At 63.5% G+C, this 22702-nt stretch carries 22 protein-coding genes; 15 read left to right on the top strand and 7 right to left on the bottom strand.

The window, feature by feature from the left end; all coding sequences use genetic code 11:
- Positions 1-78: 78 nt before the first annotated feature.
- Positions 79-1014, bottom strand: coding sequence for a choline ABC transporter substrate-binding protein (gene choX, locus LCM4576_RS16455; protein ID WP_071033181.1), 936 nt, complete (start codon positions 1012-1014; stop codon positions 79-81).
- Positions 1015-1264: 250 nt separating this feature from the next.
- Here choX and LCM4576_RS16450 point away from each other — a divergent pair, with 250 nt between their 5' ends.
- From LCM4576_RS16450 to LCM4576_RS34850, 10 genes are all read left to right on the top strand, one after another.
- Positions 1265-1876 (top strand): thymidine kinase, encoded by a 612-nt coding sequence (locus tag LCM4576_RS16450; RefSeq protein WP_071033110.1) that lies wholly within the window; start codon positions 1265-1267, stop codon positions 1874-1876.
- Between the two features lie 134 nt (positions 1877-2010).
- A complete protein-coding gene (locus tag LCM4576_RS16445; RefSeq protein WP_071033109.1) occupies positions 2011-2400 on the top strand; it encodes a cytochrome c family protein in 390 nt (129 codons plus the stop codon).
- A gap of 306 nt (positions 2401-2706) precedes the next feature.
- Positions 2707-3795, top strand: a complete 1089-nt coding sequence (locus LCM4576_RS16440) for a hypothetical protein (protein WP_071033108.1) — start codon at positions 2707-2709, stop codon at positions 3793-3795.
- A gap of 137 nt (positions 3796-3932) precedes the next feature.
- Positions 3933-5078, top strand: a complete 1146-nt coding sequence (locus tag LCM4576_RS16435) for a hypothetical protein (RefSeq protein ID WP_071033107.1) — start codon at positions 3933-3935, stop codon at positions 5076-5078.
- Positions 5079-5102: 24 nt separating this feature from the next.
- Complete coding sequence (locus tag LCM4576_RS16430; RefSeq protein ID WP_071033106.1) at positions 5103-7007, top strand: ATP-binding protein; 1905 nt, start codon at positions 5103-5105, stop codon at positions 7005-7007.
- 61 nt (positions 7008-7068) lie between these two features.
- The gene (locus tag LCM4576_RS16425) at positions 7069-7482 is read left to right on the top strand and encodes an endonuclease domain-containing protein (RefSeq protein WP_041004951.1); all 414 of its coding nucleotides are present in this window, start codon (positions 7069-7071) and stop codon (positions 7480-7482) included.
- Between the two features lie 61 nt (positions 7483-7543).
- Entirely contained in the window at positions 7544-8851 is a 1308-nt protein-coding gene (locus tag LCM4576_RS16420) for a DUF6638 family protein (RefSeq protein WP_071033105.1), read from the top strand.
- 102 nt (positions 8852-8953) lie between these two features.
- Positions 8954-10078, top strand: coding sequence for a DUF2333 family protein (locus LCM4576_RS16415; protein WP_071033104.1), 1125 nt, complete (start codon positions 8954-8956; stop codon positions 10076-10078).
- 315 nt (positions 10079-10393) lie between these two features.
- The gene (locus tag LCM4576_RS16410; RefSeq protein ID WP_071033103.1) at positions 10394-12073 is read left to right on the top strand and encodes a formate--tetrahydrofolate ligase; all 1680 of its coding nucleotides are present in this window, start codon (positions 10394-10396) and stop codon (positions 12071-12073) included.
- Positions 12074-12120: 47 nt separating this feature from the next.
- Positions 12121-12872, top strand: a protein-coding gene (locus LCM4576_RS34850; protein ID WP_108703024.1) for an IS5 family transposase whose coding sequence is annotated in 2 segments (ribosomal slippage) — positions 12121-12451 and positions 12451-12872 — 753 coding nt in all. Because the reading frame shifts where the segments join, the coding sequence is not laid out codon by codon here.
- A 186-nt stretch (positions 12873-13058) separates the two neighbouring features.
- On the opposite strand, the gene LCM4576_RS16395 is transcribed toward LCM4576_RS34850, so the two are convergent.
- From LCM4576_RS16395 to LCM4576_RS16385, 3 genes are all read right to left on the bottom strand, one after another.
- A complete protein-coding gene (locus LCM4576_RS16395; protein ID WP_131803256.1) occupies positions 13059-14372 on the bottom strand; it encodes a hypothetical protein in 1314 nt (437 codons plus the stop codon).
- A 16-nt stretch (positions 14373-14388) separates the two neighbouring features.
- Complete coding sequence (locus tag LCM4576_RS16390) at positions 14389-14604, bottom strand: hypothetical protein (protein WP_131803255.1); 216 nt, start codon at positions 14602-14604, stop codon at positions 14389-14391.
- Positions 14605-14766: 162 nt separating this feature from the next.
- Positions 14767-15408: a cysteine hydrolase family protein gene (locus tag LCM4576_RS16385; RefSeq protein ID WP_071033100.1), complete on the bottom strand. Its 642-nt coding sequence runs from the start codon at positions 15406-15408 to the stop codon at positions 14767-14769.
- A gap of 126 nt (positions 15409-15534) precedes the next feature.
- Between LCM4576_RS16385 and LCM4576_RS16380 the strand changes: the two genes are divergently transcribed.
- The gene (locus LCM4576_RS16380) at positions 15535-16521 is read left to right on the top strand and encodes a helix-turn-helix domain-containing protein (protein ID WP_071033180.1); all 987 of its coding nucleotides are present in this window, start codon (positions 15535-15537) and stop codon (positions 16519-16521) included.
- Here LCM4576_RS16380 and LCM4576_RS16375 read toward each other — a convergent pair.
- Complete coding sequence (locus LCM4576_RS16375; RefSeq protein ID WP_071033099.1) at positions 16508-17065, bottom strand: sugar O-acetyltransferase; 558 nt, start codon at positions 17063-17065, stop codon at positions 16508-16510. The genes LCM4576_RS16380 and LCM4576_RS16375 overlap by 14 nt on opposite strands.
- Positions 17066-17212: 147 nt before the next feature.
- Between LCM4576_RS16375 and LCM4576_RS16370 the strand changes: the two genes are divergently transcribed.
- The 4 genes from LCM4576_RS16370 (at position 17213) to LCM4576_RS16355 (ending at position 21480) form a co-directional block, all read left to right on the top strand.
- On the top strand, positions 17213-17674 hold the full coding sequence (locus LCM4576_RS16370) for a membrane protein (RefSeq protein ID WP_041004528.1): 462 nt from the start codon (positions 17213-17215) through the stop codon (positions 17672-17674).
- Complete coding sequence (locus LCM4576_RS16365; RefSeq protein ID WP_071033098.1) at positions 17671-19047, top strand: FAD-containing oxidoreductase; 1377 nt, start codon at positions 17671-17673, stop codon at positions 19045-19047. The genes LCM4576_RS16370 and LCM4576_RS16365 overlap by 4 nt, the downstream gene beginning before the upstream one ends.
- Positions 19048-19159: 112 nt before the next feature.
- The gene (locus tag LCM4576_RS16360) at positions 19160-20332 is read left to right on the top strand and encodes an MFS transporter (RefSeq protein ID WP_071033097.1); all 1173 of its coding nucleotides are present in this window, start codon (positions 19160-19162) and stop codon (positions 20330-20332) included.
- A gap of 92 nt (positions 20333-20424) precedes the next feature.
- On the top strand, positions 20425-21480 hold the full coding sequence (locus tag LCM4576_RS16355; protein WP_071033096.1) for a succinylglutamate desuccinylase/aspartoacylase family protein: 1056 nt from the start codon (positions 20425-20427) through the stop codon (positions 21478-21480).
- 23 nt (positions 21481-21503) lie between these two features.
- Here LCM4576_RS16355 and LCM4576_RS16350 read toward each other — a convergent pair whose 3' ends face one another.
- Positions 21504-21785 carry a UxaA family hydrolase gene (locus LCM4576_RS16350; RefSeq protein ID WP_041012747.1) on the bottom strand — a complete coding sequence of 94 codons (282 nt, stop codon included), beginning with the start codon at positions 21783-21785 and terminating at the stop codon, positions 21504-21506.
- A complete protein-coding gene (locus LCM4576_RS16345) occupies positions 21782-22681 on the bottom strand; it encodes an NAD(P)-dependent oxidoreductase (RefSeq protein WP_071033179.1) in 900 nt (299 codons plus the stop codon). The genes LCM4576_RS16350 and LCM4576_RS16345 overlap by 4 nt, the downstream gene beginning before the upstream one ends.
- Positions 22682-22702 lie beyond the last annotated feature (21 nt).

Here is a 22702-nt window from a genome sequence, read left to right as displayed (position 1 = left end):
ACGTCTCCAGGCATATGAAAAAGGGCAGCCTCTTGAAGAGGCTGCCCTTTTCCGGAAATCATGCCGGTCCCAAGCGGATCAGCCCCCGAGCGCGGTCTTGACGGCCGCAGCCGCGTCTCCGCCGTCGAAGGTGGTGACGCCGGCGATCCAGGGCGCGACCGCGTCCTGATGCTTCTTCAGCCAGTCGGTCGCCACCGTCTGCGGGTCGCCACCCTTCAGGATCGCGTCCATCATCTCGCCTTCCATGTCGAGATTGAACTTCAAATTGGCGATGAACTTGCCCGCGTTCGGGCATTCGGTGGTGTAGCCCTTGCGCACAATGGTGTAGACGGTGGCGGCGCCGAAGCCGCTGTCGCCCATGCCGTCGAGATAGGTGATCTTCATGGCGCCCATCACCGGATGCGGCGTCCAGCCGAGGAAGGCGATCCACTCATTGTTCTTCATCGACTGCTCGGCCTGTGTCAGCATGCCGGCTTCCGACGACTCGACCAGTTCGAAGCCCTCGAGATTGTCCTTCGGGTTCTTGATCATGTCGAGGATGATGCGGTTGCCGTCATTTCCGGCCTCGATGCCGTAGATCTTGYCGTTGAACTTGTCCTTGAACTTRCCGAGATCGGTCAGCGTCTTGACGCCGGCATCCGCGACATAGGTCGGCACGACGATGCCGTAACCGGCGCCCGTCAAATTGGTGCTGATCGTCTCGATCGAGCCCTCTTTGGTGTAGTCCTTGATATCGTTGGTCATCGACGGCATCCAGTTGCCGAGGAAGACGTCGAGGTCCTTGTTCTTCAGCGAGGCCATGGTCACCGGCACCGAGAGCTGGATCGTCTGCGGCTCATAGCCGAGCGCGGTGAGCAGCACCGAGGCGAGGCCCGTGGTGGCCTGGATGTCGGTCCAGCCGACGTCCGACAGGCGGACCGCCTTGCAGCTCGCCGGATCGCCGGCATAAGCGGCGGTCGTGGACAGAAGCGCCGCGAGGCCGAGGCCTGCGACGAAGGATTTCATACGCGACATGAACTTTTCTCCCATTGGAACTTCGAGGCAAAGCGAAGTCACGGTTCTTGCGCCCGCCTTGTTTCGTCAGCCAAACACCATTTTGAAGCTGTTTCAAGCGCTTCAACATCACGACGAACGGCGCGCGCTGGCCATTAAGCGACATGACAGGCTTTTGAACGACATCGGATTTTAGACGGCAGGGAGTTTTTGGTGGACGGAGCCGCGGGCCCCCTCCCCGTGCGCCGATATGTGAGCTTAGAAGGACGGCATGGCCAAGCTTTACTTCCACTACGCGACGATGAACGCCGGCAAGACGACCATGCTCTTGCAGGCGTCCTACAACTATCGCGAACGCGGCATGTCGACGATGCTGTTCGTCGCCGGCCACTATCGCAAGGGCGACCGCGGGTTGATCTCGTCGCGCATCGGCCTCGAATCCGAGGCCGAAATGTTCCGAGACGGCGACGATCTTTATGCCAGGGTCGCCGAGCATCACCAACATGCCCCGGTGCATTGCATCTTCGTCGACGAGGCGCAGTTCCTCGAGGAGGAGCAGGTCTGGCAGCTCGCCCGCATCGCCGACCGGCTGGGTATTCCGGTCATGTGCTACGGCCTGYGCACCGACTTCCAGGGCAATCTGTTCTCCGGCTCGCGGGCGCTGCTCGCCATCGCCGACGACCTGCGCGAAGTGCGCACTATCTGCCGATGCGGCCGCAAGGCGACGATGGTGGTGCGGCTCGGACCCGACGGTAAGGTGGCGAAGCAGGGGGAGCAAGTGGCGATCGGCAAGGACGTCTATGTCTCGCTCTGCCGCCGCCATTGGGAAGAGGAGATGGGCAGGGCCGAGCCCGACGACTTCATCGGTTTTGTGGGCCCTTGAGCCGGAAGCTTTTTTGACTGCCGGTCGTCGGGTAGCCGGCTGCCACCCTCTTGCAGTCGTGCGATCTATGCTGCCTTTGTTAAGGTCGGCGCTCTAATTTCCCGCCCAGCCAGAACCAGCCGGAGAATCCCGCAATGTTTCGAGCCATCGTGTCCGCCGTCGTTTTGCTGTTCGCCGGCGGCCTGGCCGCGCATGCCGGTGGCGATGCGGCGCTGGGCAAGAAGGTCTTCAACCGTTGCATCGCTTGCCATGAGGCAGCGACGGATCGCGACAAGGTCGGCCCGCATCTGCTGGGTGTCGTCGGGCGCAAGGCCGGCTCGGCGGAAAGTTTTCAGAGCCATTATTCGCAAGCCATGAAGGATGCCGGCGCAGCGGGCCTCGTCTGGGACGAAGCCAACCTCACGGAATATCTCAAGGCGCCCAGGCAGAAGGTTCCTGGCAACAGGATGGCTTTTACCGGCCTGACCAGCGATGACGACATCGCCAACGTGATTGCCTATCTAAAGGCYGACCCCAAGCCCTGATCGCTATTGCAAAGAGATAGAGCGGTTCGCCGTTTCCCGGAAACAGCGAACCGCTCTAGAGATTTGCCGGCGCTGTTTCATCGCCTTGGCCGTCCGTAAAAACAATAACTTAAGGCATATAAGCTGAAGCTGTTCGACGGCGGCGCGCATTATTGGACACCATGCGCATGCTTGCCTTGTCTTTCAAGGGTCTAACCAATTCTTTTGTTTTGGCGCCTCTGTTTGTCTTCCTTCTTTCAATCCCTTGAAGCCCCACATATATTCGCCGCCACGACACGGAAAYGGATGCCGAAGCGGGAGGCCCCAATGGCGACATTGCAGAATTTCGATGCCGAAATTGCCAAGACCAAGCAGGTCGTGCAGGACATGCGCACCAAGATCGAGCAGTCCGGCACGGTGCTCGACACGCTCGCCCAGGCCGACAAGAAGATCGGCGACGCCAATTTCGACATCGAGAACGCCCGCATCGAGGATGTGCTCAAGCAGCAGAAGGTCATGGAAGGCAACATCGCCGACCTGATCATCGGGCTCGAGGATGCCACCAATGTCTTCGGCGCCGAATTCGAAAGCATGAAGAACTACACCGGCTGGGAAAACTTCGTCGGCGTCTTTTCGGCGCAGCGCAAGCAGCGCATGCGCACCGACCGCGTCCGCAACATGTCGCTGGCCGGCAATCTGCAGGAGCTTTTGGYGAAGTCGGACACCATCGTCGGCATCCTGAAGGCGCAGAAGCAGGTCCTCGACCAGCGCTACAAGACTTCCGAGACCAGCCTGTCGCAGGTGATCGAGCGCCGCAAGACGACCATGTCCAACCTCGAGGCGGTGCAAAAGCGCATCGAGGAATTGAACCCTCTGCTGCTCGACATCGAAAACAAGATCGCCTCCTCCACGACCCAGAAGGAGCGCACCGAGCTTGAGGGCGAGCGCTCGAAAATGGCGACCGAATACAACGAAAAACAGGCCAAGGAGCAGGAGCTGCTGGCCGAGAGCCAGACGCTGGAGCGCTACACGTCGATGTTCCAGACTTTCGTCGATTCGCTCAACAACCAGATCGCCGCGCAGTCGACGCTGATCAACAAGCTGACCATCGACACCGAGCAGCGCATCGTGCTGTACAAGGCGCTGGAAGATTCGCTGAAGACCGCCGCCCAGCAGGACGTCGCCCACAAGATCAACACGCTGGGCAGCCAGGTCGACAACACGGCCGAGGAGACGATGGCCGRCATCGGCGCCGCCTCGCAGAAGCACATCGGCGACCTTTTGGAGATGCAYGAGAAGAACATGGTGGCTTCAGCCGACATCCAGCGCCGCAAGAAGCTTGCCGACGATGCCTTCGCCCGCCGCTTCGACGATGTGATGAAGAAGCACAACGCCGCCAATTATGTGCAGTCCTAAGCAGGTTCCGCAAAAGTGTCCCACGGTTTTGCGGTCAGAACCTGCGAAAACCAAAGGAATCCAGGCAGATATTCGTGGGGCATCTCACGATTATCTGTCTGGGCGGCGCCGCTGATTTCATTGCAACGGCAGTTCCCATGACACCTGAGAACGACGCGGCGGCTCGCTATTTCTCCGCCATCACGGCGGCGCTGAGCGGGCTGGAAGTGTTCATGCGCGACGATCGCTCGCCGCTTTACCGGCACGGCATCGTCGCCAGGATCGTCGCGGAATATATCGCGCGGCTGGACAAGTCCTTTGCCTGCTGGCGCAACCGGCTCGGCTTCATGGACACGTTCCGCATCTCGCGCGCCGACAGCGGCTATCCCGTTTTCCAGAACCTGCTCGAATTGGAAAACGACCGCCAGCAGGCCGACGCCCGCCTGGCCAACATCCCGCAGGCCGGCGAGCTGCGCGAGGAGATGGCCGACTTCATCCTGYGCCACAAGGAATTTCCGGAAGCGCTGCAGAAGTCGATGGCCGAGCGGCTCTATCTGGAGGACGTCAAGAGCGAGGCGACCTTCGGCCCGTTCACCCTGGCGCAGACGGCCAAGGTCTCGGTCAACCCGAAGACCATGCGGCCCTATTATCTGGTCCATTGGGCGACGTTCGACGGCAGCGCCAACCTGCCGCTGGTCTATATGGTGACGGTGGAGGACTCCTCCGAAAGCATGGTGCGCCAGCTGGTCGACGTGAATGGCAAGCTGAACGAGAAGGTCGATATCCCGCTACCCGTCGACGGCCTGCTCAATCCCGAGCTTGCGCACCGCTTCGACGACTTCACCGAGAAGAATTCGGCCTACACGCTCTCGCCAGYGACGATCGCCGTCAATCTGGACAAGGATTTCGAGCCACTGCACCCCAAGCAATTGCGGCGCGTCGTRCTTGGGCCCTTCTACTCGGCCGGCATCACCGACAACAATTCGACCGTGGCCGAGGTGCTCTCCAAGGTGCGCAAGCCCGAGAATGCCTGGCTGCTCACCTGGACCATCCAGGAGGTCTTTTCCAAGAGCGAGAAGCCGGGCCGCAAGGGTCTTTTCTCCAGCGAGAAGACCACGCAGGAGTTCTTCATCAACACCGACGACCTCGAAGCGGCGCGCCAGGGCGTGTCGAGCTACGAGAACCACGCGCTGATCCCGCACGAGGCCTACCAGGCGCTTTATGCCGCCGGCGAAGCGCAGAAGATCTTTTCCGGCTACAAGGTCCACATCCTGTCCAACGGACAGGTGATCAGCGATGTGTGACCGTCAAACCGCGGAGCATCCTTCATGGACACCGGCCTGACAACGATCTCGGAAGCAGCTATCGAGAAGCACCGCGCGACCGCGCAGAGCTTCATCACCCGCATCGTCGTGCTTGAGGACCCTTCGCGCGAATCCGGCACCGCGCTTGCCGGCACCAACCGCCGCTTCGTCTCGACGGTGTCGGTCGGCTCGGTGCGGCGCACGCGCGAGGTCGAGCTCACGAAAACGGTGGCCGCCATCCACCCTGACGACCAGCTGATGAGCATCCCGCAGCACACGCTGCTTTACCGCGCCCGGCGCGGCCTGGCGATCGCGCTGGCTATTTCGGATGTCTTCGCCGAAGGCTCCGACCTCGAAAGCCTGCAGGCGAAGAACGCGCGGGCGCCGCTGGAAGGTGACGAGGCAGCCACCTTCAAGAGGCTTCTGTCGGCTTCGGCTTACGTCTCGGCCTTCAGCTTCGCCTCCTACCTGCTCCAGTTGATCGACAGCGACGGCGAGGCGCCGAACGATATCCCCGAGCCCGACTTCCTTTTCGACACGCCGCAGGACGCGGTGAAGTCGATCGTCGCCGGCCTCGACAAGGCGATCGCCGGTTCGAAGGATGACGCCGATCTGACGACGCGGACGCGGGCTTTTGCCCGCGTCGCCATCGACGGGCTTTTGGCGCGAAAAGGCCGTTTCGACGGCATCGGTCCGTTCGAGAACGCGCATATCCGCATCGACATCGATGACTTCACCCTCGACGGTTTCGACGTCGCGCCGGGCAAGCGTTCCAAGCCGCTGGTGATGACCTTCAAGAAGCCGGAGGAGGTCGTCGGCAACCACATCGCCAAGTATCAATCGGTCAAATTGGCCAAGATGCTGATGGCCTATGATTTCGAGCGCGAGCTGAACCCCTTCGTCGAGCTTGGCGGCTTCCTGTTCACCTTCATCGGCGACGGCGCGCCGGGCACCGGCAAGACGACGCTGATCCAGATGATCGCCGGCCTCGTCAACGGCTACTGCCAGGTCGCCGGCTATCCCTTCGCTTATGAGAATTTCGGCGTCGACCAGATCTCGTCCTATCAGGGCAAGTCGGGCCAGAACTGCCGCCAGTTCATCAACAACGTGCTCAATCCGCGCGTCATCGGCTTCGGCACCATCGACGACATCGACCAGGTGGCGGCGCGCCGTTCCGACGATCGCGCTTCCGCCGGCCAGCAGGAGATCACCGGCGTCTTGATGGACGCCTTCGCCGGCGCCTCGACGGTGGTGCGCGGCAATTGCTCCTTCGGCATGTTTTCCAACTACCCGGAAAATGTCGACGACGCGCTGCGCCAGCGCGCCGGCGCCCGCTGGCTGGTCGACGGCCCGCAGACCCGCGACGACTACATCGACATCTTCGTGCTGCTCGCCGGCAAGAACCACAAGATCCCGCTCGGGGACCACGAGCTCTATGCCGCGCAGGAGATTCAGCGCGCCGTGGCCGAAGCCTATGAGGAACATGAAAAGCCGCAGGAAGACGGGCTGATGAAGGTCTATGAGCGCTACATGAAGGAGAATGGCGCGCCCAAGACCATGGCCGATGTCGGCACCTACCTGCACCTGATCAAGGACGCCGAGCCGCGCTTCACCGGCCGCGCCATCAAGAACGTCACCGACGCGATAAAAATGCGCGCCATGGACATCGAGCTGCCGGACGATTGGTTCGAGAAGCCGGAAGCCTTCATGCATAAGAGCTACGACGACAAGAAGGCGATGATCGAGGAACTGCGCGGGCCGTTCTCGATGGACATGGTCATGCAGGAGATCAACCGCTACGCCGATTCCGAGTTCCGCTATTCCGACAAGTCGGATGACGCGGCGGTGGAGAAGCTCCTGCGCGACGCAAGGCTGCGCGAGCGAGCAGCGCGCGAGATGGAGGAATTGAAGAAGAAGGGGGCGTGGTGATCTTTTCCTTCTCCCCGTTCACGGGGAGAAGGTGCCCGAAGGGCGGATGAGGGGCAGCGCCGTGCGTGGCAGAAATGAGCCAAAGGTTACGAGAGCCCGCGAGCTGCGGCAGGTCGAAAACGATGCGGAGGAACGGCTGTGGCATGAACTGCGGGGGCGGCGATTGAACGGCCACAAGTTTGTTCGCCAACTGCCGATCGGCCCCTATTTCGCGGACTTCGCTTGCCGCGGAGCCAATCTGGTTGTCGAGGTTGACGGCAGCCAACATGCCGGTCGATCCAGGGATCGATACAGAGATGAGACGATGAATGGAAATGGTTGGTCGGTACTGAGAGTTTGGCATGCGGATGTTTTGACCAGCCGCGCGAGTGTGTTGGAGACGATTGTTGCGGCGCTGGATGGTCGGTTGGATCGAAAGATGATTGGTATCGACGTGAGATTTTTGCCGGCCGCAAGATCGGAGCAAGAACGATGAGCGCCGGCGCCGCCCCTCATCCGCCCTTCGGGCACCTTCTCCCCGTGAACGGGGAGAAGGCATGACCCGCCCCGCCAAAAAGCCCGACCTCCTGCGCGACAACGAGCTAATCTACGGCCGCTTGCTCGCCATCGACGAGCCGCATCTCATCCAGCGCTACAACAAGGCGCTTGCTGCGTTCGGGCTCGAGCCGACCAAGCTTAAGAGCTTCCAGATCGACCGCACCGGCTTCTCGCCCGAGATCGCTGAGGAGTGCGGCGACTACAACTATCTCGATCCCAACGAGGTCAACCGCCGCTTCATCATCCTGACGCCGTCGCAGATCGACCTGCCGGTGGTGCACACCGCCTTCTCCAACACCTCGCAGCTGATGTTCGAATTCATGTCGAAGAACCAGCGCGCCATCGACGCGCTGACCATCAAGGACGTGATCTACGGCGAGATCGAGGACTCGGTCCCCAAGGTCAACGACATCGAGGACCTGCTGTCGATCAACCAGGTCGAGTTCAAGGTGCTGTCGGCCGAGGACGTGCTGGGCAAGGCGGCCGAGCTCGGCAAGCTGGTCGACCGGCTGAAGCAGGAGCCCGACGCCTGGCGCGACAACGCCATGCTCCAGCGCATGGTCGATCTTGCCAAGGTCTGCGGCGACATCCGCGAGAACGCGCTGGTGCCCGACCAGGTGATCTTCCGCCACAACGCCTATTGGACCAGCCATTTCGGCGGCCTCTATGTCTTCGTCGACCCCGATATGACGACGGTCATCAGCGACCCTGCCGCTCCCGGCTTCCGCCGCTCGCGGCCCTGGCAGGTGAGCTATCTGTCGATCAACGACGCCGACAAGGTGTTCCGCTTCCTGGCCGCCACCGGCCGCCTCGACCTGCCACGCGCCTCCTGGATCGAGGCTTCCGGCTATCTCGAGCACCGCGCCGAGATGATCGTGCGCGCGCTGATACGCGACGCCGAGCCCAACCGCAACCTGACCGACGTCGACAAGGTCTGGCTGCAGACCTGGATCCATGGCCATGCCGACCTGATCGCCAGCGACGGCAATTTTCCCTTCCTCAACGCCGCCAAGCGCGAGATCGCCCAATTCGGYCACCTCAAGATCGAGGACGTGCCGCCGCGCCAGCGCTTCCTGGTCGTGCGCGCCAAGCCCGAACACCCCGACGCCTGGYTGACCAACCAGCTGATCTCGGATTTCGTGCCGCAGGACTTCGTTTCGCGCTACGTCTTCAACAAGCCCGGCTTCTACAAGGACTATGACGGCTTCAGCGACGCGTGGCGGACGCATGTTGTGGRCGTTCTGAAAACCACATATTTGAAGGACAAGGCGGCGTTCCGCGCGCGGCTTTATGGCCTGACTGACTAGAACGAAATTAACCGTCATTTCGTTCTGACTTTTGTTTTGGCGCATGATGTTACCCAAAAAGTCTGCAACTTTTTGGCATCATGCTAAGGGGGTGCCACAGCCATGCTCGACCCGATCGTGAACTTCTTCACCCGGATCTTCCAATGGATCGGCCGTGGCATCGGCTTCGTCATCGGCGTCATCCTATGGCCGTTCATGTGGGTCGGCCGCTGGTACGGGCAGCGCGGCTGGATCCTCAAGGCGGTGGTCGGCCTTGCCATCCTGGTGCTGATCGGCCTCTACGCCAATTTCTTCTACGCCACGCAGTGGTGGAACAATTTCAACCCGAGCTATCCCGACACCTACACGTTCGAGAAGCGCGACGTTTCCGCCGGCGAGCAGGTTTCGGCCGGCAGCGGCACCGACACGGCCAAGACCTGCGGCAACTCGGCCATCGCCCAGGTCGCCGCCGATCTGACGGATTTCAACGTCAACCAGAATGCCTGGATCTCGTCGATGATCCTCTACAAGCTCGGCCTGTTCGGCATCAACTGGGACAACACGCCCTGGATGGACAACAAGGCTTCCTTCCAGCGCGGCATCAACCAGGCGGTGCGGCGCACCGCGACGGAGCTTGCCGACAATCTCGGGCGCGTGCGTAYGACCTCGCAGATCGACGCCGACTTGCAGGATGCGCGCGGCAATCTGCAGTTCGACGAATACACCTGGWATTTCGGCCTGAGTCCGTTCGGCCCGAAGACGCCGACGCCGAGCTATTACCGCGACGCGGTGCGCAAGCTGCGTTCCTTCAACGCTCGGCTTGCCTCCTGCCAGGCGACCTTCGACGCCCGCGCCGACAACCTCAAGCAATATATCGACCGTATCGCTTCCGACATCGGCTCGACCTCGGCCATCCTCAAGGAACGCGCCGAGAACCATAATGACGGCTGGTTCGACTTCCGCGCCGACGACCGCTTCTGGTTCGCCTACGGCCAGCTCTACGCCTATTACGGCCTGATGAAGGGCGCCCAGGCCGACTTCGAGGGTGTGATCAAGGAAAAGCACCTGCAGAACCTGTGGGATACGATGGATCAGCAATTCGTGTCGGCGCTGCGCATCCAGYCTTTCATCATCGCCAATGGCCGCGAGGATGGCTGGCTCCTGCCGACGCATCTGACGACGATGGGCTTCTATATCCTGCGCGTTCGCTCCAACATGGTCGAAATCAGCAACGTGCTGACGCAATAGCGCCGTCTCGAGGCGACAGGGCGATGGCGGATTTGCGTCGTCGCCCCTGTCGCTTTTCGCGCATTAGGCGGCTGTTTTGAGACGGCGGAGCGGCATCCGCTCTGGCTTCTATACGGCGCAACGACCAGGCCCGAGATGACTGCTTTGAAGAGGCCCGGCGACAGGAACGCTCTTTCTTAACAGGAAACATAGTTGCATGGAAGTTGACGCCGTGRCAGCGACAGGGTTACATGCCCTTGCGTCCGGGCGGCGTTTCGACCATGCACGAATGATCGACCCCCTCCCCTCCACCGCTCACTCCAGAGGAAAGCCGTCATGGCCGAAGTGAAGTCCGACATCGAGATCGCCCGCGCAGCCAAGAAGAAACCGATCCAGGAGATCGGCGCCAAGATCGRCATCCCGAACGAGCATCTCTTACCCTATGGCCACGACAAGGCGAAGGTCTCGGCCGATTTCATCAAGTCGGTGAAGGGCAACAAGGACGGCAAGCTGATCCTGGTCACCGCCATCAACCCGACGCCGGCCGGCGAAGGCAAGACGACCACCACGGTCGGTCTCGGCGACGGCCTCAACCGCATCGGCAAGAGGGCGATCATCTGCATCCGCGAAGCCTCGCTCGGCCCGAACTTCGGCATGAAGGGCGGCGCCGCCGGCGGCGGCCTGGCCCAGGTCGTGCCGATGGACGACATGAACCTCCACTTCACCGGCGACTTCCACGCCATCACCACCGCCCATAACCTGCTTTCGGCACTGATCGATAACCACATCTACTGGGGCAACGAGCTCGGCATTGATACCCGCCGCGTCGCCTGGCGCCGCGTCATGGACATGAACGACCGGGCGCTGCGTGAGATCATCTGCTCGCTGGGCGGCGTCGCCAACGGCTTCCCGCGCGAGGCCGGCTTCGACATCACCGTCGCTTCCGAAGTGATGGCGATCCTGTGCCTTGCTACCGACCTCAAGGATCTCGAGAAGCGCCTCGGCGACATCATCGTCGCCTACCGCCGCGACAAGTCGCCGGTCTATGCCCGTGATCTCAAGGCCGACGGCGCCATGGCGGTGCTTTTGAAGGACGCCATCCAGCCCAACCTGGTGCAGACGCTGGAGAACAACCCGGCCTTCGTGCATGGCGGCCCGTTCGCCAACATCGCGCATGGCTGCAACTCGGTCGTCGCCACCACGACCGCGCTGAAGCTCGCCGACTATGTCGTCACCGAAGCCGGCTTCGGCGCCGACCTCGGTGCCGAAAAATTCTTCGACATCAAGTGCCGCAAGGCAGGGCTGAAGCCGGCTGCCGCCGTCATCGTCGCCACGGTGCGCGCCATGAAGATGAATGGCGGCGTCAAGAAGGAAGACCTCGGCAAGGAAAACATCGAGGCGGTCAGGAAGGGCTGCGCCAATCTCGGCCGCCATATCGAGAACATCCGCCAGTTCGGCGTGCCGGCGGTGGTTGCCATCAACCACTTCTATTCCGACACCGAGGCCGAAATCCAGGCGATGAAAGACTATGTCGCCTCGATGGGTGAGGAGGCGATCCTGTGCAAGCACTGGGCGCAGGGCTCGGCCGGCATCGAGGATCTCGCCAACAAGGTGGTGGCGCTCGCCGAATCCGGCGCTTCGCAGTTCGCACCGCTCTATCCGGATGAGATGCCGCTGTTCGAGAAGGTCAACACCATCGTCCAGCGCATCTACCGCGGCTCCGAGGCCATCGCCGACAAGTCGGTGCGCGACCAGCTCAAGACCTGGGAGGAAGCCGGCTACGGCAAGCTGCCGGTCTGCATGGCCAAGACCCAGTACTCGTTTTCGACCGACCCGAACCTGCGCGGCGCGCCGACCGGCCATACGGTGCCGATCCGCGAGGTCCGGCTCTCGGCCGGCGCCGGCTTCGTCGTCATCATCTGYGGCGAGATCATGACCATGCCGGGGCTGCCCAAGYCCCCGTCTTCGGAAAAGATCTTCCTCAACGAGCAGGGTCAGATCGAAGGCCTGTTCTAAGGCTTGTGGGGATTCACGTTGAAGCTTGAATGTGATTCAAGCTTTGGATGGAACGATTCGTGTTGACGGACGCCCAATGGGCGAAGATGGAACCGCATTGCTTGGGCAAATCGAGCGACCCCGGGCGCAGCGGCAGTGACAACCGGCTGTTCATAGAGGCTGTTCTGTGGATCGCGCGCACGGGCAGTCCGTGGCGCGATCTGCCGGCGACGTTCGGGAACTGGAGCACGGCATTCCGCCGCTTCAGCGACTGGCGCAAGGCCGATGTGTTCGTGAAACTATTCGAGGCCTGCAGCGACGAACCGGACATGGAATACGCCATGGTCGACGCCACCATCGTCAAGGTCCATCGTCACGGCCAGGGCGCAAAAGGGGGACTCAGAGTCAGGCCATAGGCCGCTCCAAGGGCGGCATGACGACCAAGATCCTGGCGCTCACCGATGCGCTGGGCAATCTCGTACGGTTCGAGTTGTTGCCTGGCCAACGCTTCGACACGGTCGGCGCCGAGCCGTTACTCAAAGGCATCGAGTTCGGCGGACTGATCGCCGACAAGGCCTTCGACAGTGATCGTATCGTCGCCGATCTCAACGAACGCGGCGCAAAGGTCGTCATCTCCCAGCATCCACGCAGGGCACGCCCCCTGCCGTTCGATCGCGAACTCTACAAGTGGCGGCATCTCATCGAGAACTTCTTCTGCAAGCTCAAGGAGTTCAAGCGCATCGCTATGCGAGCCGACAAGACGGATCAAAGCTTCGCAGCAATGATCCATCTCGCCGCAGCCGTCATCAATTCACGATGAATCCCCACAAGCCTTAAAGCAATTCCAGGAAAAGTGCGCAGCGGTTTTCCGTCCGGAATTGCGTAAGAACTAAGAGATTGAGCGGTTCGCCGTTTCCGTGAGACGGTGAACCGCTCTAAGCACCCTCAGGCTGGAAACGATCAAGGGCGCCGCCTCATCGCGGCGCCCTTTTTGCGTCGCCGGCTTTCATGCCACCGTGGGCGAGCCGAACTTCCTGATGCCGGCGACCGACATCGAGACGAACTGGTCGAGGATGGCGAAGAAGATATCCAGGCTGAAGCCGAACAGGAAAGCGAAGGTGAACAGGCTGAAGCCTATGCCGGTCACCTCGCCGCCGAGCTTGGTGCCGGGCGCCATGAACCAGGCGAGGATCATGCCGGCAAGCCCGCCGAGCGCGATCCGGTGGATGAGGCGCGACAGCGGCGGATTGGGCAGAAGCGGGTTCAGGATCATGCGCATGTGGAACATGATGCCGCCAAGCGCGCCGTAGAGCGCGGRCAGGATCCACAGCGCATAGGGACTGAGGACCTCGCTCAGCGTCTTGGCCTGCAATGTCAGCGTCGAGATCGAATTCGGCGTGATGGTGATGACGCCTTCGCATTGCAGGTCGCGTGTCGCCTCGTCGAAATCCGCGTTCACGTCTTCCAACTGGCCGGCCGTGGCGGCGGCGCTCACGGCTTGCACGCCGCCTTGAATATTGCCGTTGTTCCTGCAATCGAAATCCGACTGCTTAAGCGGCTGGCTGTTTTCGGCCCCGCCTTGCTGTTGCGCCAGCGCGACCTGCTGACCACAGAACTGGTCTATGGCCATCTGCCTGGGGTTCGAGAAATCAAGCGGCGCGCCCGCTTTGGCCGAAGAAGCCGAAAGCTTGCAATAGGCCCATTGCATGCCCCAGAGCGGAAACGGCRCCTCCTGCGTCATGAAGCCCTGCGCCCGCACCAGCAACGAGGAAAAACGCTGGTCGAGCGAATGCAGGCTGTCGAYGGAATTGTAATAGGCGTCTTTCAGTAGCGTCAGGTCGGTCGTCGACGCCTGCTGGGCGGTGGCCGAGCTCAGTTGTTTCTTGGTCGCCCAGACCTGCCTGATCGACTGCCCGAACCGGGCGCTGAAATCGTTGTTGTCGATCTCCTGCAGCTCCGCGTTGATCGAGACGCCCCTGTTGTAGACATAGGTCAGCTTGCCGATGAYGATCATCATCGTCACCGACAGGGCGATGAGGAAATAGGTCGCGAGCGCGGTCCGGCGCGACATGTCGCCCGGCGACCAGCCGGTGCGCAGCGCAGCCAGTGTGGAAAATGGCACGGTGTTGGAACAGWCGTTGAGCACCGTCTGAAGTTTGACGACCTCGGGCTGGCTTGCCGTCGCATCATTGAGCTTTTCCGCATCGCCGATCGCGGCGAACAGCGCGCTATCCTTGAACACGCCGTAGCGGCCATAGCCGGCAACCAGCTTGGCGTCGGCAAGCAACCCGGAAACAAGAGGATCGTGGGATGTCGTCATCGCGCCCCCCCGACGACTAGCCCAGGTAACCCGGCACGAAACCATATTGCGACGGGCACCCGCAGGGATAGCCCGCTGGCCCGGGCGGCTGCGCCCAGCACCAGAAGAATTGGGTGAAGCAGATCGTGCCCGGCGCATGCGGCGGAACTTGCGCGAAGGCGGGCCAAGGCAGCAGCGCCGCGCCGATGGCGAGGATCAGGACGACCACGGTTCGTGCAACGCGCGCTTCCAATCCAGCCCCCAAAAGCCAACCGCGCTTACTCGCATGCGCGGCGACTTTGCGAAAATACCGGAGCGGCTTCCGTGAAATGGCTCACGCTCTGCCTGGAAATCGTTCGCCAAGGCAAAAGCGCCGCGATCCTGGCGGCGCCTCGCCATTCCAAATCGGTTCGAACTAGGCAGCGTTCCGCTGCAAGGCCCGCTGGTTGGACGCGTAGATCGTGTCGCGCTCGGGCAGCCTCCCGGTCTTTAGGCAATCGATCCACTCGGCGGTCTTCAGCACCGCGGCGAAGCGCGACTGCAGAACCACGCTCACCACCCGGTGTATGTCCTCGGCCGACGAATAGCCGGCGCTGTTGGCATAGGGCACCGATCCGCTGGCATCCGAGAGGAATTCGACGGCAAAGCCCATATGCACCGCGTGGATGATGGTCGACAGGTCGCAATTGTGGGTCATGTAGCCGACGACCGCGATCGTATCGATGGCGTTGGCGCGCAGCCAAGCCTCGAGGTCCGTGCCGGTGAACGCCGAAGGCAGGGTCTTTTCGACATAGTGGTCGCGGCCGCGCCGGGCGATCTCGGCATGCAGCTCGCCGCCATGGCTGCCCTTGGCGAAGATCGGCGAGGTCTCGGGCGCCATCTGCTTGACGATGACGATCTTGATGCCGGCCGCCGCGGCCGCGTCCATGGCGCGCGCGACATTGGCGACGGTCTCGGCGAAAGGCGGATGCTGGATAGCGAGATTGCCGCCATCATAGTCGTTCTGGACATCGACGACGACAAGCGCGCGGCGCGGCTGGGTGGCTGGTGCTGACATGGCGGTTTTCCTTTCGATCGGGTTGATGGTGCAAAGCTAAGGGAGTGTTCCGGATCGAGAAAGTGTCCCGATTGACATCATTCGAAAGAATTGGGACATTTGACTTTCAACGGAACGATGYCTGCCATGAAGAACCCGATCATCGCCGCTGTCGCTTTCGACGGCATCAGCCCGTTCCATCTTTCCGTGCCGTGCCTGGTGTTCGGCGCCGATCGAACCAGGCTTGGGCTGCCGCGCTTCGACTTCCGCGTCTGCGCGATGGAGGACGGACCCATCCATACCGATGCGGGGCTGAGCATCGTCGTGCCGCACGATCTTTCGGCGCTCGACGAGGCCGATATCGTCATCATCCCGAGCTGGAAGGATCTCGAGGATCCCCTGGCCGCGCCGTTCAAGGGGGCGCTGCGACGCGCGCATCGGCGCGGCGCGCTGATCGTTGGCTTGTGCCTCGGCACCTTCGCCCTCGCCGGCGCCGGATTGCTTGCCGGGCGCAAGGCGACCACCCACTGGGCCTATACGGACCAGTTGCAGAGGCTTCATCCCGACATCGCGATCGACGCCGACGTGCTCTATGTCGACGAGGGCGACATCATCACCTCCGCCGGCGTCGCCGCCGGGCTCGACTGCTGCCTGCATATCGTGCGTGCGCGCTATGGCGCGGAGGCGGCGCTGCGGCTTGCCCGCCATGTCGTGCTCTCGCCGCACCGGCAGGGCGGGCAGGCGCAGTTCATCGAGCGCCCGCTTGCGCCGACGCCGAACGCCGACCGGTTCGCCAAGGCTCTCGATGATGTGCGGGCATCGYTCGGCCAAGCCCACAGCCTGGACAGTGTCGCCGAAGCAGCAGGMCTTACCCGCCGCACCTTCACGCGCCGCTTCCAGAAAACCACCGGCACCAGTTTCGGCAACTGGCTTGCCGACCAACGTCTCGCGTTGGCGCAAAGGCTGCTGGAGCAGACGGACAAATCGATGGACATGGTGGCCTTCGAAGCCGGCTTCGGCAGCGCCACCTCGCTGCGCCAGCATTTCGCCGCGCGGCTCAGGACCTCGCCGAGGCAATACCGGCGCGAGTTTTCGAGAAGCACCCAGGCGCCAGGCGGGCTCAGCCTTTTGTAACGGCCCGAGCCGGGTTGCCGACAACGGTGGCGCTGGCCGGCACGTCGCGAGTCACCACCGCGCCCGCGCCGACGATGGCGCCCTCGCCAATGCTGACGCCGGCGAGGATCACCGCGCTGCCGCCGATCCAGGCATTGTCGCCGATTGTTACGGCTTTTGCGATCTCCAGCCCGGCCAGCCGTCCAGTGGCTTYGCGATGATGCTCGGCGCAGTAGATCTGCACATTGGGCCCGAGCAGCGTCCCCTTGCCGATGCGCACCGGCGCGGTGTCGAGGATGGTGCAGCCGGCATTGAGGAAGACGCCCTCGCCGAGGAACAGGTTGAAGCCGTAGGCGCAATGGAACGGCGCCTCGATGCGCGCCCCTTCGCCCGCGCCGCCGAGCAGCGCCCGCAAGGCCGGGGCGATATTGCCGCGCTGCCTGGGCGGCAGACCATTGTGCTCGAACACCGCATCGCGGGCGGCGACGCGCAAGTCCTCCAGCTCATCGTCGATGCAGGTGTACCATTCGCCAGCCGCCATCTTCATGCGCTCGCTTGTCGCCATGCGACACCTCCGGATTTCGTCTGCTGCCAAAGCACCGTCGCCAGAGCATAATCGATTGTCAGACAAAAGCCCCGTGGCCAAACGCCTGGCTTGTGCTAGCCTGCCGTTGCGAGACCATGCGACGGGCTCAGTTTGAGGGGGGCGATCATGCTTTACATTCTTGCACTGCTGATAGGCATCATTGCCGGCCTGCGCGCCATGACCGCGCCCGCCGCCGTCGCCTGGGGTTCGTATCTCGGCTGGCTGCCGGTCGCCGGCACCTGGGCGAGCTTCATGGGGCATTGGATCGCGGTCGGCATCTTCACCATCCTGGCCATAGTCGAGCTCATCACAGATCAACTGCCGTCGACGCCGAGCCGCAAGGTGCCGCCGCAATTCGGCGCGCGTGTCGTCGTCGGCGCCTTCTGCGGCGCGGTCATCGGCGCCACGGCCGGCGCCACCATCGGTGGCCTGGTCGCCGGCGCGATCGGCGCGGTGATCGGCACGCTGGGCGGCGCGGAAGCGCGTGCGCGACTGGCCGCGGCTTTCGGCAAGGATCCGCCCGCCGCCTTCATCGAGGATGCGGTGGCCATCATTGGCGGCCTGCTCATCGTCGCGGCGGTCGCATGAGCGCAAGGAGCTTCGACGCCATCGTCATCGGCGCCGGTCAGGCCGGGCCGCCGCTGGTCGGCAGGCTCGAGGCCGCCGGCATGAAGGTCGCGCTGGTCGAACGCAAGTTCATCGGCGGCACCTGCGTCAACACCGGCTGCATGCCGACCAAGACGATGGTGGCGAGCGCCTATGCCGCGCATCTCGCCCGCCGCGCTGCCGACTATGGCGTCGCGCTCTCAGGCCCCGTCGGCGTCGATTACAAGCGCATCAAGGCGCGCAAGGACAAGGTCACCAACGACGCCCGCGGCAACCTCGAAAAATGGATCGGCGGCATGAAGGGCTGCACGCTCTATCGTGGCCACGCGCGCTTTGAATCCGCCAATACGGTGCGCGTCGGCGACGAGCTGCTGACGGCGCCGAAGATCTTCCTCAACACCGGCGGCCGCGCCTCGGTGCCCGACCTGCCCGGCATCCACGACGTGCCTTATCTCACCAATTCCTCGATGATGGATCTCGATGTGCTGCCCAGCCGCCTGATCGTCGTCGGGGGCAGCTACATCTCGCTCGAATTCGCGCAGATGTTCCGCCGCTTCGGCTCCGAGGTCACGGTGATCGAGAAGGCGCCGCGGCTGACCGGCCGCGAGGACGAGGACACCTCCGCCGCCATCCAGTCCATCCTCGAGAACGAAGGCATCGCCGTTCATGTCGGCGCCGGCAACATCAGCTTCGCCAGACAAGGCGCCAACATCGCTGTGACATTCGACGCCGGCACGCCGCCAGCGGTCGGCTCGCATGTGCTGCTGGCGCTCGGCCGTGTTCCAAACACCGATGATCTCGGCCTCGACAAGGCCGGCGTCGCCGTCGACCAGCGCGGCTACATCACCGTCGACGACCAGTTGCGCACCAACGTGCCCGGCATCTGGGCGATGGGCGACTGCAACGGCAGGGGCGCCTTCACCCATACCTCCTACAACGACTTCGAGATCGTCGCCGCCAACCTGCTCGACAACGATCCGCGCAAGGTCAGCGACCRTATCGAAGCCTATGCGCTCTATATCGACCCGCCGCTCGGACGCTGCGGCATGACGGAAGCCGCCGTGAAGAAATCCGGCCGCCGCGCGCTCGTCGGTCAGCGGCCGATGACCCGTGTCGGCCGCGCGGTCGAAAAAGGTGAGACGCAGGGCTTCATGAAGATCCTCGCCGATGCCGACACCGGCGAAATCCTCGGCTGCTCGGTGCTCGGCCCGGGCGGGGACGAGGCGATCCACTGCGTGCTCGACCTCATGTACGCCAAGGCGCCGATCTCGACACTCGCGCGGGCGATGCACATCCACCCCAATGTCTCGGAGTTGCTCCCCACGATCGCCCAGGAGCTTAAGCCGCTGGTCTAAGCCTGGCAGCGGCGTTCTCCCGTTTCTGCATTGCTGCATTGCAACAATGGCGCTTGCGCGCCAGGCGCATGCAACGCCAGTCTAATTTGAACCGATTCAGTCCGGATATCCCATGCCGCTGCCGATCCTAGCGCTCGCCATTGCATCCTTCTGCATCGGCACCACGGAATTCGTCATCATGGGGCTGCTGCCGGAGGTCGCGGCCGATCTCGGTGTCTCGATCCCTTCGGCTGGCCTTCTKGTCACCGGCTATGCTCTGGGCGTCGTCTTCGGCGCGCCGATCGTCGCCATGGTGACCGCCCGCCTGCCGCRCAAGCCGGTGCTCATCGGTCTCGCCGCCCTCTTTGTCATCGGCAACCTCTTCTGCGCCATCGCGCCGAACTACTGGCTCTTGATGGCGGCGCGGGTCTTCACCGCTTTCGGCCACGGTGCCTTCTTCGGCATCGGCTCCGTCGTCGCCGCGAGCCTCGTGCCGCGCAACAAGCGGGCGAGCGCGATCGCGCTGATGTTCGCCGGCCTGACGCTCTCCAACATCCTCGGCGTTCCCGCCGGCACGGCGTTGGGCGAAGCCTTCGGCTGGCGCGCCACTTTCCTCGCCGTCGTCGGCATCGGCCTCATCTCGGTCGCGGCCATCGCCTGGCTGGTGCCTTCGGACGTCGCGGAGCCMAGCGGTGGCGGCCTGGTGGGCGAGCTGCGCGTGCTCGGCAAGCTGCAGGTCTGGCTGGCGATGCTGATCGCCTCGCTCGCCTCCGCCAGCCTGTTCGCCGTCTTCACCTACATCAAGCCTTACCTCACCGACGTCTCCGGCCTGTCGACGGCAACCGTCACCTGGGTTCTGCTGCTCTTCGGCGCCGGCATGACCATCGGCAACATCATCGGCGGCAGGCTGGCGGACTGGAAGCTGATGCCGACGGTGATCGCCACGCTGCTCGCCATGGCCCTGCTGTTCGTCGCCTTCACGGAGCTCGGCGCCATCGCAAGCGTGGCCGTGGCCATCGTGTTCCTGTGGGGCATGCTGATCTTCATCGTCGTGCCGCCGCTGCAGATCCGTGTCGTCGAGGCCRCGGCCGAAGGCCCGAACCTGGCCGCAACGCTCAACCAGGGCGCCTTCAATGTCGGCAATGYCGGTGGCGCCTGGATCGGCGGCCTCGCCATCTCACTCGGCGTCTCCTACGCCAACCTGCCGCTGGTGGGCGCGGCGCTCGCGCTTCTCGCCGTCGCTGTGGCCGTGCTGTCACAGGCGCTCGACCGCCGGACAGTCTTGCAGCCGCAACCGGCAGGGTAGCGGCGACTGCCCCGACGGCCCGGAGCGGCTGGACCACTCGACAGCCCGATCGCAAAAATGCATGGGTGAACCTCGTCACGCGGAGGTATCCCATGCAGAAGACGATCGAACGCATTGCCGGCGACAGCGAAGGCGTCGTTTACGAATTTCCGGTCCTGCGCTTCGAGGGCAAGGACAAGGCGGCCCCTTCCGCCTATCTGCAGGCCGCTCTCCATGCCGGCGAGCTGCCGGGCGTCGTCGCCATCGACGCGCTGATGCCGATGCTTGCCAAGGCGGAGGCCGAGGGCCGCATCAGGGGTCCGATCACCATCGTGCCCTGGGCCAACCCGATCGGCCGCGCGCAATATCATTTCGGCGAGCATCAGGGCCGCTTCAATCTCGGCACCCGCATCAACTTCAACCGCTCCTTCCCGCTGCTTGCCACGCCTGATGCCAGGCTGCTGCCGGATGTCAGCCTGGGCGGTGCCGATCGCCGGCTGAAGAACCGGCTGGTCCAGCTGTCGCTTGGGCAGGATATCGTGCTCGACCTCCACTGCGACGACGAAGGCCTCGCCTATCTCTACATCCACACCAGCCTGTGGCCGCATATGGCCGATTGCGCGGCCGCCATGGGCGCCGAAGCCGTCCTGCTGTGGAGCGAGGACAACAGCGGCACCTTCGAGGGCGCCTCGATCATGCCCTACCAGAATGCGCCGACGAGCGTTGCGCGCTTCGACAGGCGCGCCGTCACCACGGTCGAATATCGCGGCATGCTCGATGTCGATGGCGCCCTGGCCGCGGCCGATGCCGCCGGACTCTACCGCCTGCTGGTGACGCGCGGCGTCGTCCAGGACTCGTCCATACCGAAATTCGAGACATTTTCCGGCCCTGTCGTGCCGTTGGAAAACATCGACATGATGCCTTCGCCCAAATCCGGCGCGATCCTCTACGACRTCAAGCCTGGCGATCGCGTCAGGAAAGGCGACAGGCTGGCAACAATCGTGCATGCGCCCGGCGAGTCCGGTGGCCGCACGGAAGTGTTTGCCCCGCAGTCGGGCTTCAYCCTGACCCGCCGCGCGCGCCGCATCATCCGCACCGGCGAGGACCYGCTGAAGCTCGCCGGCGATGCCCGGAGCACCGACGCGCGCTCCGGCACGCTGGAGGACTGAAGCGCTCGCGACAATGTTTCGGATCAGAGGCCGCGCAGGCTCTCCAGATTGTGCACATGGACATGGTCGCCGGCGGCGACGGGCGCCGTCAGCCGGCCGATGACTTCGCCATATTTGCGCACCTTGGCGCCGGCCGGCAGATCACGCAGCGCCAGCTTGTGACCGGCATCGAGCGATGCGCCGGCCGTAAGCACGAGCCCTTCGCGGGCGCCGCGCGTCGCAACGCTCGCCCCTGCCTCCACCGGCCCGACCAGCACCGCGACGTCGTCGTCGGCATGCAGCACGATGGCGCCCGACCGGCTCATGCGCTTGCCAGCCGCACCTGGACGCCAGCAGCGTCCTCCCTGAGCTTCAGCACCGCGCCGACATCCTTGCCCGCCATGCCGGCGTCCATCGTCTCGCCAAGCACCGCAAGCGTGGCGGCGCCGACCGGCGCCTCCAGGCCGAGCGCCTCGTTCATCGCCAACGCCAGGCGGCAGTCCTTGTGCGCGAGCTTGACCATGAAGCCGGGCTCGAAGTCGCCCTTGAGCGCGCGATTGTGCATGGCGACCGCGAGCTGCTGGTTCCAGGCCATCGTCGTCTTGAGCACGCTGATCATCGTGTCGAGCGTCAGCCCCGCCTTGGCGCCGGCGACCAGCGCCTCCGAGCTCGCGGTGATCAATACGCTCGCCAGGAGATTGTTGGTGAGCTTCATGGCCTGCCCCATGCCGAGCGCGCCGCAATGGATGAGGTCCGCACCCATTGCCGACAGGACGGGGCGGGCGCGCTCCAGCACARCGGCATCGCCGCCGATCATCAATGTCGACGTGCCGGCAATCRCATGCTCGACGGTCTTGCCCACCGGGCTGTCGATCATGTCGACGCCGCGCTGGGCGAGCCACGCGCCGATCTTCTGCGTGGTCTGCGGGTCGATCGTGCTCATGTCGATATAGAGGCTGCCGGATTTCAGCCCATGGCCGATGCCATTCTCGCCGAGCACGGCCGCCTCGACGTCGGGCGCGTCYGGCAGCATGGTGATGACGACCTCCGACCGCTCCGCCACCTCGCGCGGCGAAGCCGCCGCGCGGGCGCCCGCGTCGACGAGTTTCGCCACCGACGCGGGATTGAGATCGAAGACGGTGAGCCCAAATCCCGCCTTGAGCACGTTGCGGGCCATCGGTGCGCCCATGGTTCCAAGCCCGACAAAACCTACTTCGGTCATCAATGCTTCCTTTTCGCTGAG

The organism is Mesorhizobium sp. LCM 4576 (genome assembly GCF_001854815.1).
In the GTDB taxonomy this organism is placed as follows: Bacteria; Pseudomonadota; Alphaproteobacteria; order Rhizobiales; family Rhizobiaceae; genus Mesorhizobium; species Mesorhizobium plurifarium.
This window is presented reverse-complemented; position numbering and strand designations above follow the sequence as displayed.

Excerpts from the sequence above, each read along its gene's own strand:
- LCM4576_RS16370 (WP_041004528.1), top strand. The coding sequence starts at position 17,213 with ATGCTTTACATTCTTGCACTGCTGATAGGCATCATTGCCGGCCTGCGC.
- LCM4576_RS16350 (WP_041012747.1), bottom strand. The coding sequence starts at position 21,785 with ATGAGCCGGTCGGGCGCCATCGTGCTGCATGCCGACGACGACGTCGCG.
- LCM4576_RS16385 (WP_071033100.1), bottom strand. The coding sequence starts at position 15,408 with ATGTCAGCACCAGCCACCCAGCCGCGCCGCGCGCTTGTCGTCGTCGAT.
- LCM4576_RS16430 (WP_071033106.1), top strand. The coding sequence starts at position 5,103 with ATGGACACCGGCCTGACAACGATCTCGGAAGCAGCTATCGAGAAGCAC.